Origin of the sequence: Streptococcus oralis (assembly GCF_015561235.1) — a bacterium.
GTDB lineage: Bacteria > Bacillota > Bacilli > Lactobacillales > Streptococcaceae > Streptococcus > Streptococcus oralis_BK.
Genome location: NZ_JADMTC010000001.1, coordinates 261939 through 278547, shown reverse-complemented (window position 1 = coordinate 278547; position 16609 = coordinate 261939). Strand labels below are relative to the sequence as shown.

Here is a 16609-nt window from a genome sequence, read left to right as displayed (position 1 = left end):
TTAGAAAAGAACCCCTTTTAAGGCTTCCGATAAGGCTTGATAACCGGCTACACTTAGATGGAGGCCATCTGTTGTATAGTCTTTTTTGAGTTGTCCTTCTGAATCTATCAAACTATCATAAACAGGTACAAAATCTACCTGCATATAGGCGGATGCTAGAGCCTCATAGGCCTGATTCCATTCATTGATCTTTTCATTGGTACGAATGTATACTGTCCGCTTGTATTCTTCTCCTTCATTGACCGGCAGAATCGAAAGAAGCTTTATTTGTGACAGCGGATAATCTCGGGCAATCGATTGGATCACACGCTCAAGATTATCCAAGGCTTCATTCATGGGAATATCTTTCCCGATATCGTTTGTCCCAATCAAGAGAACAATTTGATCGACAGCATCACCATAAAGATGGGCATCAAGATTGTCTAGTAGAAGCCCCGTCTGGTAACCTCGGATGCCTCGATTAACAATCGTCTTTGCAGTCCCAAACAACTCTTGCAATGGGTAGTATTCTACAATCGAATCGCCGATAAAAATTACATCTGGTTCTAGAACAGAAACTTGATTCAATTCACGATACTTGGTTTGAATCTTCTCCTGCTCTTTTAGGAGCCAATTTTCTAATAACTGTACTGCCACCTTATCCCTCTTTCTCTAACCAATTTTCTAGAACTTGATAAACACCAGCCTGGCTGTTAGCTGGTGCTAGGGCAGTCGCAACTGCCTTGGCCTCATCATCTGCATTTTCCATCGCATAGGCAATACCAGCCATCTCCAACATCTCGACATCATTTTCGCTATCACCAAAAGCCATGATTTGTTCCGATTTTAAATTCCAGCGCTTGAGTAATTCTTCCAATCCCCAAGCCTTGTGAACACCAGCCTGTAGGATATCGATACAGCCATAACCGCTAGAAACAGCTCTTACACGACCATCAAAGAGGTCATTGATTTCCTGCAAAACAGAACTAGAGCGTTCTTCACCAACAACCATACTCATCTTTAAGACTCCTCCAAAGAGGTCTGAGTTTAGCTCATCCACAAAATTAGTCCTTTGGTAAAGTTTTTCAATCATCTCTGGAGTCATAAATTTTTCCAGTTCTGTAAAAACAGTTCCTTCCTTGACAAAACTCCCGTTCATACTAGTGACAACAAATTGATCTCGACACTCCCTCCCTTTAAAATGAAGGAGAGCCTTGTCAACCATAGCATTATCCCAGATCTGTGCTTGAATCAGTTTATTATTTTCAAAAATACGCGCCCCATTGGCAACGACTAGGACAACTCTACTCGCCAAATGTTTAAGCAATTGTCTCATACGATGAACTTCATTCCCCGTCGCAATGACAAAACGGATATCCCTTTGATCCAGCTGATCTAAAATCTTTTCCAAGCGGGGCAGATCCAGCTGACCTCTCGGGTCTAGCAAGGTTCCATCCATGTCTGTTGCAATTAATTTAATCGTCATCCTATCTCCTTTAGGGTGAGCACCTACCACTTCAACCCTACATGTTCATTCATTTCTTTATAGGCCGTGTCAATTCGTTCCTTGGTCGCCTCGTCCAACTGATCACGATGACTGCCTCCCTCGATGAAGTCCTCTAGGATATAGGTCTGATAGAGGAAGAGCGGATAGCCTTCTGGAGAGTAAGTACCTTTTGGAGTTCGATTAACCCAAGTTGGATGCGCTTTAGCAGTTTCAATCCTTGTCTTGCCATCTTTTTTCTTAATGGTCACATCCATGAGAACTCCTCGCTCCGTCCACTTGGCATTTTCCTCGTCTTGCATGGTTTCAATGCGCTGGTTTGAGAGGAAATTCCCCATGGAGTAGATGATCAATTTTTTGTCACCATCTTTTTCAACGGTTTCAGCAGGTTCAACGACATGAGGATGCCCTCCAAAGATAATATCAGCTCCCCAGTCAATCATCTTATGGTACAGTGTTTTCTGTTCTTCCGTCGGTTCTAGCTGGTACTCAATTCCCATCTGAGGCATGATGACAGTAATATCCGCCTCTTGCTCAGCTCGTTCGATTTCCGCCTTCATCTTATCTTCATTCAGGTCAGAAAGATAGCGATTATAATCCTCTTGAGAGATATACTGCTCAATGCCATTAAAACCGTAAGAATAGGCTAGGAGAGCTACCTTGATACCATTGACTTCCTTGATAACTAGTGGAGCTTGGTCACGGGATTCATGTGTGTAGACTCCTATGGGTGTCATCCCTGCCTTTTCAATAGCTTCTGCTGTCGAAACCACTCCCTCAATTTGAGAATCCAAGATGTGATTATGAGCCAAGTCTAGAACTTGGTAGCCTGCATCCTTGATCGCATCCATGACTTCCCCTGGTGCATTAAAGAGAGGATAGCCTGCCAAGTAGTGGTCCTTGTTCACCGTTCCTTCAAAGTCACCAAGCACTAAATCCGCTTGTTTGAGCCAGGGTTTTACATACTCAAAATTTTCATGGAAATCATAGGTTCCATCTTCTTTCAGAGCTGTTCGGTAGATAGGAATATGGTAGAGAAGGTCACCATTTGCCATGATACGAGCTGTCGTTTCGGCAGACTGATTTTCCTTAGACTGACTAGACGTCTGAGCAGAATCAACTGTTTGACCACTCGGACTTGTTCCCTTGTTCCCTTGTACTGCTTGGGTCAACAAGTTCAGCCCCATAGACAAGGAAACTGCAAGCAACAGCACCGTAATAAACTGGGCATTTGTCCAAGATTTATAATTCCTAAAGAAACCAATACTACTCTTCAACAATCCAAAAATAGGACCATGAGACCATCTATCTTGTCGCTTTTCCATCTTTATTCCCCCCTTGCTTTTACTGCAAGTCTTTTCTTTTATTATACCACAGACAAAAGAGGAATACCGTTTATTATATTATTTTTTAGGAACTTCTGTGACTTTCTTTCTCGCCTATTTTGTGTTATCATGTAGAGGTAATGAAAGGAGAGAAAATGTCTGCTATAGAACGTATTACAAAAGCTGCTCATTTAATTAATATGAACGATATTATCCGTGAGGGGAACCCAACTTTACGCGCGGTTGCTGAGGAGGTCACTTTCCCACTGTCTGACCAGGAAATCATCCTTGGAGAAAAGATGATGCAATTCCTCAAAAATTCTCAGGATCCTGTTATGGCTGAAAAGATGGGACTCCGCGGTGGGGTTGGATTGGCCGCTCCTCAGTTAGATATCTCAAAACGCATTATCGCTGTTTTAGTGCCAAATATTGTGGAAGAAGGTGAAACTCCTCAGGAAGCCTACGACCTGCAAGCTGTTATGTACAATCCAAAAATCGTATCCCACTCTGTTCAGGACGCCGCCCTCGGTGAAGGAGAAGGGTGCCTATCTGTCGACCGTGTAGTTCCAGGCTATGTTGTTCGTCATGCCCGCGTCACTGTTGATTACTTTGACAAGGACGGAGAAAAACACCGCATCAAGCTTAAAGGATACAACTCTATCGTTGTCCAACATGAAATTGACCACATCAACGGAATCATGTTCTACGATCGTATCAATGAGAAAGACCCATTTGCTATCAAAGATGGACTCCTCATCCTCGAATAAAGAAAATCCCGTTGCAAGACGGGGTTTTGTGTTATAATAGAGGCATGAAAACAAATGATATTGTCTATGGCGTCCATGCCGTTACCGAAGCCCTCCTTGCAAATACAGGAAACAAACTCTACCTCCAAGATGATCTCCGAGGTAAGAATGTTGAGAAAGTCAAGGAACTGGCTGCTGAGAAAAAGGTCTCCATCTCTTGGACTTCAAAAAAATCCCTGTCTGAGATGACCGAAGGCGCTGTTCACCAAGGTTTTGTTCTACGAGTTTCCGAATTTGCCTATAGCGAGCTGGATCACATCCTTGCAAAAACACGCCAAGAAGAAAATCCACTTCTGTTGATTCTGGATGGTCTAACTGACCCTCACAACTTAGGTTCTATCTTAAGGACTGCTGATGCGACCAATGTTTCAGGTGTCATCATTCCCAAGCACCGTGCTGTCGGAGTGACTCCTGTCGTTGCCAAAACGGCCACAGGTGCTATTGAGCATGTACCGATTGCGCGAGTGACCAACCTCAGTCAAACTCTAGACAAACTCAAGGATGAAGGCTTCTGGACCTTTGGAACGGATATGAACGGTACTCCTTGCCACAAGTGGAATACAAAAGGAAAAATCGCCCTCATCATCGGAAATGAAGGAAAAGGCATCTCTAGCAACATCAAAAAACAGGTTGATGAGATGATTACCATTCCCATGAATGGACATGTTCAAAGCCTCAATGCCAGTGTTGCTGCAGCCATTCTCATGTACGAAGTTTTCCGAAATAGACTATAAAAAAAAGTTTCCAGTCATCTGATTGGAAACTTTTTTATGATTATACTCAATGAAAATCAAAGAGCAAACTAGGAAGCTAGCTTAAGACAGCTCAAAGCACTGCTTTGAGGTTGTGGATAGAACTGACGAAGTCAGTACCCATACCTACGGCAAGGCGAAGCTGACGTGGTTTGAAGAGATTTTCGAAGTGTATTAACTATGTTCTGTAATAAATTTGTAAGCTTCTTGACCAGCGATAGCCCCATCTCCAACTGCTGTTGTTACTTGGCGAAGGTCTTTCTGGCGAACATCTCCAACCGCAAAGATACCGTCAACGGCAGTTTTCATGTGGTTATCTGTCACAATCCAGCCAGCCTGATCTTGAATATTCAAATCTTTGACAAAATCGCTAACGGGATCCAAACCAACATAGATAAAGACACCACCAAAGGCTTGCTCTGTTATTTGACCTGTTTTTACATTTTCAAATACGACAGATTCTACTCGGTTTTCACCTTTGATTTCCTTGACGACAGAGTCCCAGATAAAGTTGACTTTCTCATTAGCAAAGGCACGGTCTTGCAACACCTTTTGGGCACGAAGTTGGTCGCGACGGTGAACAATGGTAACAGTCTTGGCAAAGCGAGTCAAGAAGAGGGCTTCTTCTACCGCTGAATCTCCACCACCGACTACGAGCAAGTCTTGGTCACGGAAGAAAGCTCCATCACAGACTGCACAGTAAGAAACACCACGACTGTTCAGTTCTTCTTCTCCGGGAACTCCCAAAAGACGGTGTTTTGACCCAGTTGCCACGATGACAGTACGGGTTTCGTAAACTTGATCATCAGTGATTACCTTCTTATAGTCACCCTTGTCTTCAATATTTTCAACATAGCCATAAAGATGCTCTACTCCAAGGTTTTCAAGTGGTTCAAACATCTTTTCAGCCAATTCAGGTCCACTGATATTGGCATAACCTGGATAGTTTTCGATATCAGATGTGTTATTCATTTGCCCGCCTGGCAGACCACCTTCAATCAAGCCTACTTTCAGATTGCTTCGAGCAGCATATAAGGCAGCGGTCATTCCCGCAGGTCCAGCACCGATAATAATCGTATCGTACATTTCGATTCCTTCTTTCTTGTTGTAACTATCTTTATTCTAACTTATTCTTGCTAGTCACGCAAGGATTATGCCTTGAAAACCAAGAGCAAACTCATGACGGCAAAGGATAACACCGGAACGACCAAAACTCCAATCATAATCATATCATAGAGATGAGCTTGACGAGCCTTGGCTGTCTTGTCCACACCAGACATGGCTCTCAATCCAATCCAAATCCCCAGAAAAATCACGACAAGGATGGTCGTTAAGATCAAACTCTCGAAATATAAAGAAAACAGTTGCAGCAGCATGATCTCTCTCGTTTCTATCTTTTTTAAAGAGTAAACTCAGCTAGTCCAACTAACTGAGTTTTCCTTTTTCTATTATATCAAATATAAGTCCGTTTGTAACTAGCGAAGAATTCTTTTGTCCGTTCTTCTTTTGGATGATTGATGATTTCATCCGGTGTGCCAGACTCGATGATTTTCCCTTTATCTAGGAATAAAACCTTGTCTGCCACTTGGGTTACAAAAGACATATCATGACTGACCAAAATCATGGTCTGACCTGACTTGGCAGCATCTGCAATAGACTTTTCTACTTCACCGACCAACTCCGGGTCAAGGGCTGAAGTGGGCTCGTCCAAGAGCAAGACATCTGGTTTCATAGCAAGCGCACGCGCGAGGGCAACCCGTTGCTTTTGTCCACCTGATAAGTGGCGAGGGTAATGGTTTTCACGGTCAGAAAGACCAACTTTAGCCAACTCTTCCTTGGCGATTTTTGTTGCTTCCTCATCCGATAATTTCTTGACAACAACCAAACCTTCCTTAACATTGTCAAGAGCAGTTCGGCGTTCAAACAAATTAAACTGTTGGAAAACCATAGACAACTTGCGACGAAGGGTTAGGATTTCTTCTTGGCTAATCTGAGAAAAATCAACTTTAAAATTGTCAATCTGGATGGAACCACTATCAGGTGTCTCAAGATAGTTAAGGCTACGCAAGAAAGTTGATTTCCCTGCTCCAGATGAACCAATCAAGGCTACTACTTCTCCCTTTTGGATATCCAAGTTCAGATGATCTAAGACAGTCTGACCTGAAAAGGATTTGCTTAAATTCGAAATCTTAATCATTAACGAAGATCTCCTTTCACATCTGTAGTTATTGCATCCGGCGCTGAAATGGCCATTTTCTTCTCGATAAAGCGACCGAGGCTTTCGATTCCGATATTGACTACCCAGTAAACAAGGGCTACGGAGATGAAACGTTCAAAATAGCGATAATCAGCTCCACCCAAAATCTGAGCTTGGGCAAAGACCTCCACAACACCTGCGCTAAAGGCTAGAGAAGTTCCCTTGGTCAAGCCGATGAGGGAATTAATCAAGGTTGGAGTCGCTACCACCGCTGCATTAGGAATAATGACACGACGATAAACTTGCGCACGGGTCATCCCCAGACTGCGTGCCGCTTCAATCTCACCAGGATTGACAGAAAGGATGGCTGCACGAATGGTTTCGCTGGCATAAGCCGCCTCATTAAAGGCAAAAGCTACAATCGCGAAGGTTGCTGCTGGAATAGCATTGATATTGAAGCTGGTTCCCCATTGTTGATTAAGGGCTTTTAGAGCAAGTGGAATCCCGTAGTAGGTCAACATAAGCTGAACCAAAATCGGCGTCCCTTTTAAAAAGCTGACAAAAAAGGCCTGCAAGGGATATAAAATCTTAACACGATTGATTTTAACAATGGCAAAAACCAAGGCCAGCACCAAACCAAAAATCGCACCACTAAGCGTCAACATGATAGTTGTGGGAAGTTGTTGGACAATTCTTGGAATCCCATCAAAAACTGAACGCAAGCTAAAGAGCTTACCGTCTGGAATCAGCTGCATCAAGCTCTGGTACCAATCTGATGCTAAAAGTGTTGTAACAGTCATAAAAACATCCTCTCCTGATAATGATTCATTCTACCATACTTCTGCTCGCAAGCAAATTATTTGCTACGGGTAAAGCAGACTTTGTCTACCTTCTAGTTTATCACACTTTAAACCAGAAAGGCTATATAATTTACCTATCAAGAAGATAGATAAAAACTATTTCAAGCCCAGTTCCCCGTAGGATTTTCTATAGCCAATTTGCTTAACAGCACCATTTTCCACCAAAATTGGACGTTTCAATAACATGCCATCACTCGCTAGAAGCTTGGCTGCTTCTTGTTTTGACAAACTTCCCACCTTATCTTTTAGGCCCAGTTCGCGGTATTTAATCCCGCTAGTATTGAAAAATTGTTTCACTTCAAAACCGGAAGTTTCCAACCATTTCAAAATCACGTCTTCACTTGGTGTTTCTTCTACGATGTGGATATCTTGGTATTCCAGTCCAAGTTGATCCAATTCATTTTTTGCTTTCTTACAAGTTGAACATTTTGGGTATTCGATAAATTCTAACATCTTCTTTTCTTTCTATTTTTTATTTTCTTGAAATGCTGCACCTTCATGTTGCAATAGCCAGGCTTTCTTTTCGACTCCCGATGCATAGCCTGTCAGACGATTGCCTGATCCCAGCACACGATGACAGGGTACGAGTATGGACCAAGGATTACGCCCCACTGCTCCGCCAATCGCTTGGGCAGAAGCCACTTGCAGGTCTTGCGCTATTTGTCCGTAAGTTACTGTTTGACCATAAGGAATACTCTGTAAGTAGGTCCAGACTCGCTTTTCAAAATCCGTTCCAATAGCAGCCAAAGGTAAGTCAGATAGATCCTGAACACTGCCTTCGAAATAGGTATCTAAATAGGAAATAACTTGCTCCAATACAGGATGGCTAACAACTTCTTCTATCGTTTCATCCCCTAATCCCCTCTCAAAATGAGTTTGGTCCTGCACCCAAATTCCATACAGATATTGCTCGTCAGCAACTAAGGATAAGGTCCCGATTGGCGACAAGTAGAGCATTTTTGCGTACTTTTTCTGCGTCATTATTTTAATTTCTGATAGGCCAAACGTTCTCCATCAACTGGAACCTTACCGACCTGTTGGAAACCCAGCTTTTCAAAGATATGCTGCATGGCCTTGTTTTCTGCATGCGTATCTGAACGAAAATCTAGGTAATCAAAACCTTCAATCAAGCCTTCTAGGAAAGTCTGAGCAACTCCCTGCCCTTGGACATCTGTTGCCACGGCGATACGGTGAAAGACCAGATATTCTGACTCTCTCCCTTGCCAATTCCCTTCATAAATCGCTTCATAGGCTTCCTCTGGGCTCTTGGTCACAGCAGCATAGGCTAACAGTTCTCCCTCTTCCAAGGCCACATAGGCTTGACCTGAGATAATATCATCAATAATGATGTCAACATTTGGATAACCATTTTGCCACTGGTCACTACCTGACTTGGCTAAGCATTTTTTGGCATCCTCCATCACCTGCATAATCGCATCTACTTCGTTTGGAAAAGCTAATCGAATCTCCATCTTTTCTCCTCTTTTCTTACTAGTTTCTCTCATCATAGCATAATTTAAAGCTTTCTACAAGCAGTTGAAACTTGACTTTTGTTTTTTATTATTTTATAATCTAGTTATCAAAACTAGATAAAAAGGAGTTGGAAATGAATTCTATCTTTTCCTACCCAAAATGGGAAGACATTCCAAACATTGACCTCTATCTGGATCAGGTTTTGCTTTATGTCAATCAAGTCTGTGCCCCTATCTCTCCAGATAAAGAAAAGGGCCTGACCGCATCTATGGTCAATAACTATGTCAAACATGGTTACCTGATAAAGCCTGACAAGAAGAAATACCAACGCAAACAGATTGCCCGTTTGATTGCTATCACTACTCTCAAATCTGTCTTTTCGATTCAAGAAATCGCTCAGACACTGAATACTCTACACACTTATGCAAGCTCAGACCAGCTCTACGATGCTTTTGTGGACTACATGAACCATGGGATCGATCCAGAAAATCCTATTATCCAAACTAGCTGTCAAACGGTTAAACTCTATCATCAAACTCTAGACTTAATCCTTATCAAAGAAGAGGAGGAAATCCAATGAATACCAGTCTAAAACTCAGTAAAAAGCTCAGTTTCGGAGAGGAAATTGCTAATAGTGTGACCCATGCTGTGGGTGCCGTTATCATGCTCATCTTGCTCCCTATTTCATCCACCTATAGTTATGAAGCACACGGATTTTTATCATCTTTTGGTGTTTCAATCTTTGTTATCAGTCTCTTTCTCATGTTTCTTTCGTCAACCATTTACCATTCTATGGCCTATGGGTCGACTCACAAATACGTTTTGCGAATCATCGACCATTCTATGATTTACGTGGCTATCGCAGGCTCTTATACACCGGTCGTATTGACTTTGATGAATAACTGGTTTGGCTATCTGATCATTGCCATTCAGTGGGGAACGACCATCTTTGGCATCCTCTATAAAATCTTTGCTAAAAAGGTCAATGAGAAATTCAGCCTTGCTCTTTATTTGATCATGGGCTGGTTGGTTCTGGCTATCATTCCTGCCATTATCAGTCAAACAACGCCAATTTTCTGGAGTCTCATGGTAACTGGTGGACTCTGTTATACAGTTGGAGCTGGATTTTACGCTAAGAAAAAACCTTATTTCCACATGATTTGGCATCTCTTTATCCTAGCAGCATCTGCACTTCAATATATCGCGATTGTTTATTACATGTAAAAAAGTTGAGAATCTTTTCTCAACTTTTTTCTTTACACATATTGATAAAATACTGGTGCAAGCCAACATCATCTGTCAATTCTGGATGAAAAGAAGTTACCAGCATATTTTTTTCTTGGGCTGCAACTATTTGATCGTCTACGGTTGCTAGAATTTCTACACCCTCTCCAACACTGCTGATAATCGGTCCACGGATAAAGGTCATGGGAATCTTGCCAACTCCCTTACATTCTGCCTCTGTATAAAAACTTCCTAGTTGGCGCCCATAAGCATTGCGCTCAACCACTATATCCATGGTTCCAAGATGACTTTCTTCCTGAAAAGTGATTTCCTTAGCCAGCAAAATCAAGCCCGCACAGGTCCCAAAAACGGGTAATCCAGATAGAATGGCTTCTCGGATGGGAAGCAGCATGTTCTGGTCGCGCAAGAGCTTGCCCATGGTTGTAGACTCACCGCCAGGTAATATCAAACCCACCAAGTCACTCTGATGTTGTTGAAAATCATCTAAATTTCTGATTTCGACACTAACAACACCTAACTTTTCTAGCACTTTTGCATGTTCTGCAAAGGCACCCTGCAAGGCTAATATTCCGATTTTCATCTATTTTCCTCGCTCTGCCATAAGAATTTGGATTTCATTCTCATTGATACCCACCATGGCTTCCCCTAGGTCTTCAGAGATTTGAGCCAGAATTTGAGGATTTTGGTAGTTGGTCACAGCTTTGACAATGGCACTCGCCCGTTTAACAGGATCTCCTGACTTGAAAATACCTGACCCAACAAAAACGCCTTCTGCCCCCAGTTGCATCATCAGCGCAGCATCTGCTGGTGTTGCCACACCTCCAGCTGCAAAGTTAACAACTGGTAATTTTCCATGTTCATGAACGTATTGGACCAATTCAACAGGAACTTGCAAGTCCTTTGCAGCCACATAGAGTTCATCTTCGCGTAGATTTTGAATACGGCGAATTTCCTGATTCATCATACGCATATGGCGAACGGCTTGGACGATATCTCCTGTCCCCGGTTCTCCTTTTGTCCGAATCATGGAAGCTCCCTCAGCGATACGACGCAAGGCTTCACCCAAATCCTTAGCTCCACAGACAAAAGGAACTTGGAATTCTTTCTTGTCCACATGGAAACGATCGTCTGCTGGAGACAGCACTTCACTCTCATCGATATAGTCAATCTCAATAGCCTCTAAAATCTGAGCTTCAACAAAATGTCCGATTCTGACCTTGGCCATCACTGGAATGCTAACCGCTTCTTGGATTTCCTTAATCATCTTTGGATCACTCATACGGGAAACCCCGCCAACAGCCCGAATATCAGCTGGAATCCTCTCCAAGGCCATGACAGCTGCCGCACCAGCAGCTTCCGCAATCCGAGCCTGTTCAGGGTTCTGCACATCCATGATAACACCGCCCTTAAGCATCTGCGCCAAGTTTTTATTTAGTTCATAACGATTTTCAGTCATTTCTTTTTCCTCATCATTTGTATTAGTAGCTACAGTTTTATTTTAAGCTAGAACTAAGAGAAGAACAAGATGAAATAAGATAGATTGTATGGGGACAGGAACAAGAAAAAACTATCTGACCTTAATTTAAGGCCAGATAGCTCAGCTATTGTTATTTTTCAGCTGTAAGTGCAGCCATTGTAATGTAGTTGTATGGTTTGTTAAAGTGTGGCAAGAAGAATAGGTCTGTCAAGGCCAATTTATCAATTGTTACATGCTCCTGGATAGCAAGTGAGAACATGTGGATTCCCATACTGATAGCTGAATCACGTGATACCATTTGAGCCCCAAGGATTTCACGGCTGTCTTTATCAAAGACAATCTTGATGGCAACTTCATGGTTGTCATGCTTCATAAATTCTGGTTTTTGAAGGTCGTTAAAGCCTGTTTCAGTTGCGTTGTAACCAGCAGCTTTAGCTTTTTCAAGAGTCAAACCAGTTGAAACCATGTGAAGACCGTAGATTGAGATACCGTTTGATCCTTGCACACCGATTCCTTCCAATTCATGTCCACAAGCATTGTAAGCACCAACGATACCAGTACGTACAGCGTTAGATGCAAGAGCGATGTAGCTTGTATCTTTACGAGCATTGTCATAAACTGTTGCACAGTCACCAACAGCATATACACCTGGGATAGATGTTTCTTGTTTCTTGTCTACAAGGAAGGCACCGTTGCGGAAGAGTTCAATCTTACCATCTGCAAGAGCTGTGTTTGGACGGAAACCAACTGCAAGAACCACCATATCTACATCAAATGTTTCTTTGTCTGTGACCAAGCGTTCAACTTTACCGTCACCTTGGATTGCTTTAACTGTTTGACCAAGTGCCAACCGGATGTTGTGGTCTTCCAAATTCTTCGCCATCATTTGGGTGAAGTCTTTGTCATAGTAGCCGTTCAAGACAGTATCTACGATGTCAACAAGGACAACTTCTTTGCCAAGACGCTCAAAAGCTTCAGCAAGTTCAACACCGATATAACCTCCACCAACAACAGCGATGCGTTCAAGGTGTTTGCTCTTGTCAGCAAGTTTATTGATAACTTCTTCAGCATTTTGGTACAACTTAACAAATTGAACATTTTCAAGAGTTGTCTTGAATTCGCGGTTACCTTTGACAATTTCAACACCTTCGATTGGAGGCAAGATTGGAGTTGAACCAGTCGCAAAGATCAATTTGTCATAAGATTCTTTGTGCTCTTGACCTTCAACTTCTGCAGTCACAACTTTATTGTCATAGTCGATTGAAAGAACAGGTGAGTTCATGTAGATTTTAGCACCTTTTGCTTCCAATTTTTCTTTATCAGAGTAGAAGAGACCTTCTGGACCATCAATTTGTTCCCCGATCCAAAGCGCCATTCCACAACCAAGGAATGAAATATTTGAGTTTTGGTCAAATACTACGATTTCATTCTCATGACCAAAGTTATCCAACATGGTATTAATACAAGCTGTACCAGCGTGGTTAGCACCAACTACAACGATTTTACTCATAGAAAAATTCCTACCTTTAATTTTTGATTTACTTTTCTAGTATATCATTTACTGTTAGCGTTTACAAGACATTTGCTCAGAATTCTCTTTTTTTCAGAAAAAAATACAGTTAATATTAACAAACCTTATTTTCTATCGTTTTCATGCTAATTTTGAGCATATTTCTTGACTTTTTGTCAAAATTCATTTGTGAAAACGCTGACTTTATGATATGCTAGATACATGGAGAGAAAATGTAAGGGGTTTAATTTTTCTTTGACGACCTTATATTGAATGATTTCCTATAAAGAGAAAGGAGCTGGTAGCTTGCCTCTTCATTCACGTTCTGAACGGCTAATGGGAACAACGATCACGATTTCATTAGTAGATGAACAGGCTGATTGCCTACTTCAAGGAGCCTTTGATTTGCTCAAGGAGCTCGAATACCGCTTTAACGCCAACAGTCAAGAATCCGAACTGATGGAAATCAACTACCAGGCTGGAATCGCACCTGTTAAGGTTCATCCTGACCTGTTTGAACTGATTGCTCTTGGACTGGAGCATAGCCTAGCTCCGTCTAGCCATCTAAATATCAGTATTGGTCCCTTGATTCAAACCTGGCGAATCGGATTTGCAGATGCACGGCTTCCAGAGTTAGACGAAATCGAAGCTGTCTTATCTCTAGTTGACCCGCATTTTATCAAGTTGGATCCGACTAGCTCTACTGTCTTTTTAGAGAAGAAAGGAATGAAGCTTGATTTAGGTTGCTTAGCTAAGGGCTATAGTGCAGATAAGGTTGCCCAGTATTTGAAAGAACACGGTGTCACCTCTGCCTTGATCAATCTCGGAGGAAATATCCTCACCATCGGGAATAACCAAGCCAAAGAAGGGAAAGCCTGGCAGATTGGGATTCAAGATCCGCAAAATCCTCGTGGCAATAATCTCCTAACTATCCCTGCTTCTAACAAATCCGTTGTCACTTCAGGTATCTATGAACGCCACCTGACAGTAGATGGAAAAGACTATCACCATATCTTTGATAGTGAGACAGGATTCCCTGTCGAAACCGATCTCGCTAGCCTAACGATTATCTCTGATAAATCCGTTGATGGTGAGATTTGGACAACGCGCCTTTTCGGAGAACGAAGCGCTTCTATCCTCTGGCAAGTCGAAAGTATAGATGGTATTGAAGCCATCCTCATCGACAAAGAGGGACGCCTTGCATGTTCTTCAGGCCTTCAAAATTGTATTATGTAAAAAGAGAAAGGAAATCTCATGCTAAAACTTATTGCCATTGTTGGAACGAACTCTAAACGTTCTACAAACCGCCAATTGCTCCAATACATGCAAAAACACTTTGCTGATAAAGCTGAAATTGAACTCGTTGAAATCAAGGATATCCCTGTTTTCAACAAACCAGCAGATAAGCAACTTCCAGCTGAAATTCTTGAGATTGCAGCTAAAATTGAAGAGGCTGATGGTGTGATTATCGGTACTCCTGAGTACGACCACTCTATCACTGCGGTATTGATGAGCGCTCTTGCTTGGCTATCTTACGGTATCTACCCACTTTTGAACAAACCAATCATGATCACTGGTGCTTCTTACGGTACACTTGGTTCATCTCGTGCCCAATTGCAACTTCGTCAAATCTTGAATGCTCCTGAAATCAAGGCAAATGTTCTTCCAGATGAATTCTTGCTCTCACACTCTCTTCAAGCATTTAACCCAAGTGGTGACTTGGTTGACCTTGACGTCATCAAGAAATTGGATGCCATCTTTGATGACTTCCGTATCTTTGTGAAGATTACTGAGAAATTGCGCAATGCGCAAGAATTGCTTCGCAAAGATGCAGAAGAATTTGACTGGGAAAATTTGTAAGATAGGAGACCGAAAGAATGAAATTTGTTGGACTTGTAGGATCAAACTACGATCAATCATATAACCGCAAACTCTTGGAATTTATCCGTCGCAATTTCAAATTCAAATTTGAATTAGAAGTTCTTGAAATTGACGAAGTTCCAATGTTTAACCAAGACGAAAAATGGGACGAAAGCTTCCAATTGCGATTCTTGTATAACAAAATTACACGTGCTGATGGTGTCATCATTGCGACTCCTGAGCACAACCACACTATCTCAGCTTCACTCAAATCTGTACTTGAATGGCTTTCATACGAAGTTCATCCATTTGAAAACAAGCCTGTTATGATTGTGGGTGCATCATACTATGACCAAGGAACATCACGTGCCCAAGTTCACCTTCGTAAAATCCTTGACGCTCCAGGTGTTAATGCCTACACGCTTCCAGGTAACGAATTCCTTCTTGGTAAAGCCAAAGAAGCTTTTGATAACAATGGAAACATCACCAACGAAGGAACTGTTAAATTCCTTGAAACTTGCTTAGATAACTTTGTTAAATACGTAGGAGTCGTTTCGAAATTGAAAAAACCAAAACCAATCGAACCAGAAGACTTGGATTGTGGAAAACCAATTGCTACAACCATTACAGAAGTTGACCCTGACGATCCAGAATGGGTAGAAAAAGTTGCAGCAATCACTGGTGCTGTTTCTGGTGATACCTATGTCAAATTAGACCACGGTATCCTGACAGTTAACCAAATCGATATGTTCTTGAAAGCTATGCCATTTGAATTGACATACGCTGATGACAACAACCAATTCCTCTACTACAATAACGCTCACCAAGATCCAGACACCATGTTTGCTAAACGTGTACCACCTCAATCAGGTAGCCGTATGTCAACTGTGCATGGTTCTCTTCCACCAGCACGTATGAAGAATGTAGAGTGGGTTATCGGAACACTTCGCAACGGAAACCAAGAATACGTACGTACAATCGTTCCAGGATCTCCTGCAGGTGTTATCAACACTCACAACTACCAAGCAATGTACTATCCTGATGGATCATACGCTGGTATCAATGAAATCGTCTTTAACTTCCAACCATGGCTTGACTGGTACCTAAAAGAAACGGGTCAACGTTTGGTAGGTGGTAGCGGACCATTTGCTCCTGCTGCTGGAGGACATGGAGATGCTGATGCTACTTCTGGCGCTTCTGATTCAGGTGACGCTGGAGGCCACGGTGGTGGCGCAGACGCTACTTCTGGTGCAAGTAACTAAGAAATCAAAAAGGAGCCACTTGGCTCCTTTTTAATTGCAACAGAAAAGAGGCTTGTAAATCATCTACAAACCCCTTTCGTTTTATGAGTTAGGATCATCTAAACTACGGCCGTGTAAACCTTTTTCACGTTGTACTTGGCGTAGTTTTTCTGGTGTAACGTCATTTCCTTCCTCGTCCACAACTTTGATTCCTTCAATGTGGTGGCGAACAGAACGACGATAGCCTTCGATGTATTCCTCACGAAGCTTAGCTTGTTCCACTTTTTCAGCAGAAGTTAGACCTTCTGTTTTTTTCTTTTTAGCAAGCTCGTTGATACGAGCGATTTTTTTCGGATCCATTTCTTCTCCTTTGTGATAAG

The 16609-nt window shown here is 42.2% G+C and carries 21 protein-coding genes; 7 read left to right on the top strand and 14 right to left on the bottom strand.

What is annotated here, in order from left to right; all coding sequences use genetic code 11:
- From I2H52_RS01470 to I2H52_RS01460, 3 genes are read right to left on the bottom strand one after another with little or no spacing between them, the layout of a single operon-like run.
- Positions 1–636 carry an SGNH/GDSL hydrolase family protein gene (locus I2H52_RS01470; protein ID WP_045616900.1) on the bottom strand — a complete coding sequence of 212 codons (636 nt, stop codon included), beginning with the start codon at positions 634–636 and terminating at the stop codon, positions 1–3.
- 1 nt (position 637) lies between these two features.
- The gene (locus I2H52_RS01465) at positions 638–1465 is read right to left on the bottom strand and encodes an HAD family hydrolase (RefSeq protein WP_195593822.1); all 828 of its coding nucleotides are present in this window, start codon (positions 1463–1465) and stop codon (positions 638–640) included.
- 23 nt (positions 1466–1488) lie between these two features.
- Entirely contained in the window at positions 1489–2808 is a 1320-nt protein-coding gene (locus I2H52_RS01460) for a CapA family protein (RefSeq protein WP_000415552.1), read from the bottom strand.
- 155 nt (positions 2809–2963) lie between these two features.
- Between I2H52_RS01460 and def the strand changes: the two genes are divergently transcribed.
- Together def and rlmB are read left to right on the top strand one after the other, a co-directional pair.
- Positions 2964–3575: a peptide deformylase gene (def, locus tag I2H52_RS01455; RefSeq protein WP_001272963.1), complete on the top strand. Its 612-nt coding sequence runs from the start codon at positions 2964–2966 to the stop codon at positions 3573–3575.
- Between the two features lie 44 nt (positions 3576–3619).
- Positions 3620–4348, top strand: a complete 729-nt coding sequence (gene rlmB, locus I2H52_RS01450) for a 23S rRNA (guanosine(2251)-2'-O)-methyltransferase RlmB (RefSeq protein WP_007517462.1) — start codon at positions 3620–3622, stop codon at positions 4346–4348.
- 192 nt (positions 4349–4540) lie between these two features.
- Here rlmB and trxB read toward each other — a convergent pair whose 3' ends face one another.
- The 7 genes from trxB to I2H52_RS01415 all read right to left on the bottom strand — a co-directional run bounded on the left by trxB (position 4541) and on the right by I2H52_RS01415 (position 8895).
- Complete coding sequence (gene trxB / locus I2H52_RS01445; RefSeq protein ID WP_000272337.1) at positions 4541–5452, bottom strand: thioredoxin-disulfide reductase; 912 nt, start codon at positions 5450–5452, stop codon at positions 4541–4543.
- A gap of 65 nt (positions 5453–5517) precedes the next feature.
- Positions 5518–5742: a DUF4059 family protein gene (locus I2H52_RS01440; RefSeq protein WP_000926603.1), complete on the bottom strand. Its 225-nt coding sequence runs from the start codon at positions 5740–5742 to the stop codon at positions 5518–5520.
- Between the two features lie 77 nt (positions 5743–5819).
- Positions 5820–6563, bottom strand: a complete 744-nt coding sequence (locus I2H52_RS01435; RefSeq protein WP_195593819.1) for an amino acid ABC transporter ATP-binding protein — start codon at positions 6561–6563, stop codon at positions 5820–5822.
- Entirely contained in the window at positions 6563–7363 is an 801-nt protein-coding gene (locus I2H52_RS01430; RefSeq protein ID WP_045616893.1) for an amino acid ABC transporter permease, read from the bottom strand. The genes I2H52_RS01435 and I2H52_RS01430 overlap by 1 nt, the downstream gene beginning before the upstream one ends.
- Before the next feature lie 156 nt (positions 7364–7519).
- A complete protein-coding gene (locus I2H52_RS01425) occupies positions 7520–7876 on the bottom strand; it encodes an arsenate reductase family protein (RefSeq protein ID WP_045616892.1) in 357 nt (118 codons plus the stop codon).
- A gap of 12 nt (positions 7877–7888) precedes the next feature.
- Complete coding sequence (locus I2H52_RS01420) at positions 7889–8404, bottom strand: methylated-DNA--[protein]-cysteine S-methyltransferase (RefSeq protein WP_045616891.1); 516 nt, start codon at positions 8402–8404, stop codon at positions 7889–7891.
- Entirely contained in the window at positions 8404–8895 is a 492-nt protein-coding gene (locus I2H52_RS01415) for a GNAT family N-acetyltransferase (RefSeq protein ID WP_045616890.1), read from the bottom strand. The genes I2H52_RS01420 and I2H52_RS01415 overlap by 1 nt, the downstream gene beginning before the upstream one ends.
- Positions 8896–9029: 134 nt before the next feature.
- Here I2H52_RS01415 and I2H52_RS01410 point away from each other — a divergent pair, with 134 nt between their 5' ends.
- Together I2H52_RS01410 and trhA are read left to right on the top strand one after the other, a co-directional pair.
- On the top strand, positions 9030–9476 hold the full coding sequence (locus tag I2H52_RS01410) for a DUF1836 domain-containing protein (protein ID WP_195593816.1): 447 nt from the start codon (positions 9030–9032) through the stop codon (positions 9474–9476).
- Positions 9473–10120 (top strand): PAQR family membrane homeostasis protein TrhA, encoded by a 648-nt coding sequence (trhA, locus tag I2H52_RS01405; RefSeq protein WP_001097972.1) that lies wholly within the window; start codon positions 9473–9475, stop codon positions 10118–10120. The genes I2H52_RS01410 and trhA overlap by 4 nt, the downstream gene beginning before the upstream one ends.
- Positions 10121–10139: 19 nt before the next feature.
- Here trhA and pdxT read toward each other — a convergent pair whose 3' ends face one another.
- The 3 genes from pdxT to nox all read right to left on the bottom strand — a co-directional run bounded on the left by pdxT (position 10140) and on the right by nox (position 13128).
- Positions 10140–10721, bottom strand: coding sequence for a pyridoxal 5'-phosphate synthase glutaminase subunit PdxT (pdxT, locus tag I2H52_RS01400; protein ID WP_195593813.1), 582 nt, complete (start codon positions 10719–10721; stop codon positions 10140–10142).
- Positions 10722–11597, bottom strand: coding sequence for a pyridoxal 5'-phosphate synthase lyase subunit PdxS (gene pdxS, locus I2H52_RS01395; protein ID WP_000138534.1), 876 nt, complete (start codon positions 11595–11597; stop codon positions 10722–10724).
- A gap of 151 nt (positions 11598–11748) precedes the next feature.
- Positions 11749–13128 (bottom strand): H2O-forming NADH oxidase, encoded by a 1380-nt coding sequence (gene nox, locus I2H52_RS01390; RefSeq protein ID WP_045616887.1) that lies wholly within the window; start codon positions 13126–13128, stop codon positions 11749–11751.
- Between the two features lie 306 nt (positions 13129–13434).
- Between nox and I2H52_RS01385 the strand changes: the two genes are divergently transcribed.
- From I2H52_RS01385 to I2H52_RS01375, 3 genes are read left to right on the top strand one after another with little or no spacing between them, the layout of a single operon-like run.
- Positions 13435–14364: an FAD:protein FMN transferase gene (locus tag I2H52_RS01385; protein ID WP_049550353.1), complete on the top strand. Its 930-nt coding sequence runs from the start codon at positions 13435–13437 to the stop codon at positions 14362–14364.
- An 18-nt stretch (positions 14365–14382) separates the two neighbouring features.
- Positions 14383–14988, top strand: a complete 606-nt coding sequence (locus tag I2H52_RS01380) for an NADPH-dependent FMN reductase (RefSeq protein ID WP_049501179.1) — start codon at positions 14383–14385, stop codon at positions 14986–14988.
- A gap of 17 nt (positions 14989–15005) precedes the next feature.
- Positions 15006–16250: an NAD(P)H-dependent oxidoreductase gene (locus I2H52_RS01375; RefSeq protein WP_049501180.1), complete on the top strand. Its 1245-nt coding sequence runs from the start codon at positions 15006–15008 to the stop codon at positions 16248–16250.
- 81 nt (positions 16251–16331) lie between these two features.
- Here I2H52_RS01375 and I2H52_RS01370 read toward each other — a convergent pair whose 3' ends face one another.
- A complete protein-coding gene (locus I2H52_RS01370) occupies positions 16332–16589 on the bottom strand; it encodes a DUF896 family protein (protein WP_049478328.1) in 258 nt (85 codons plus the stop codon).
- Positions 16590–16609: the final 20 nt, after the last annotated feature.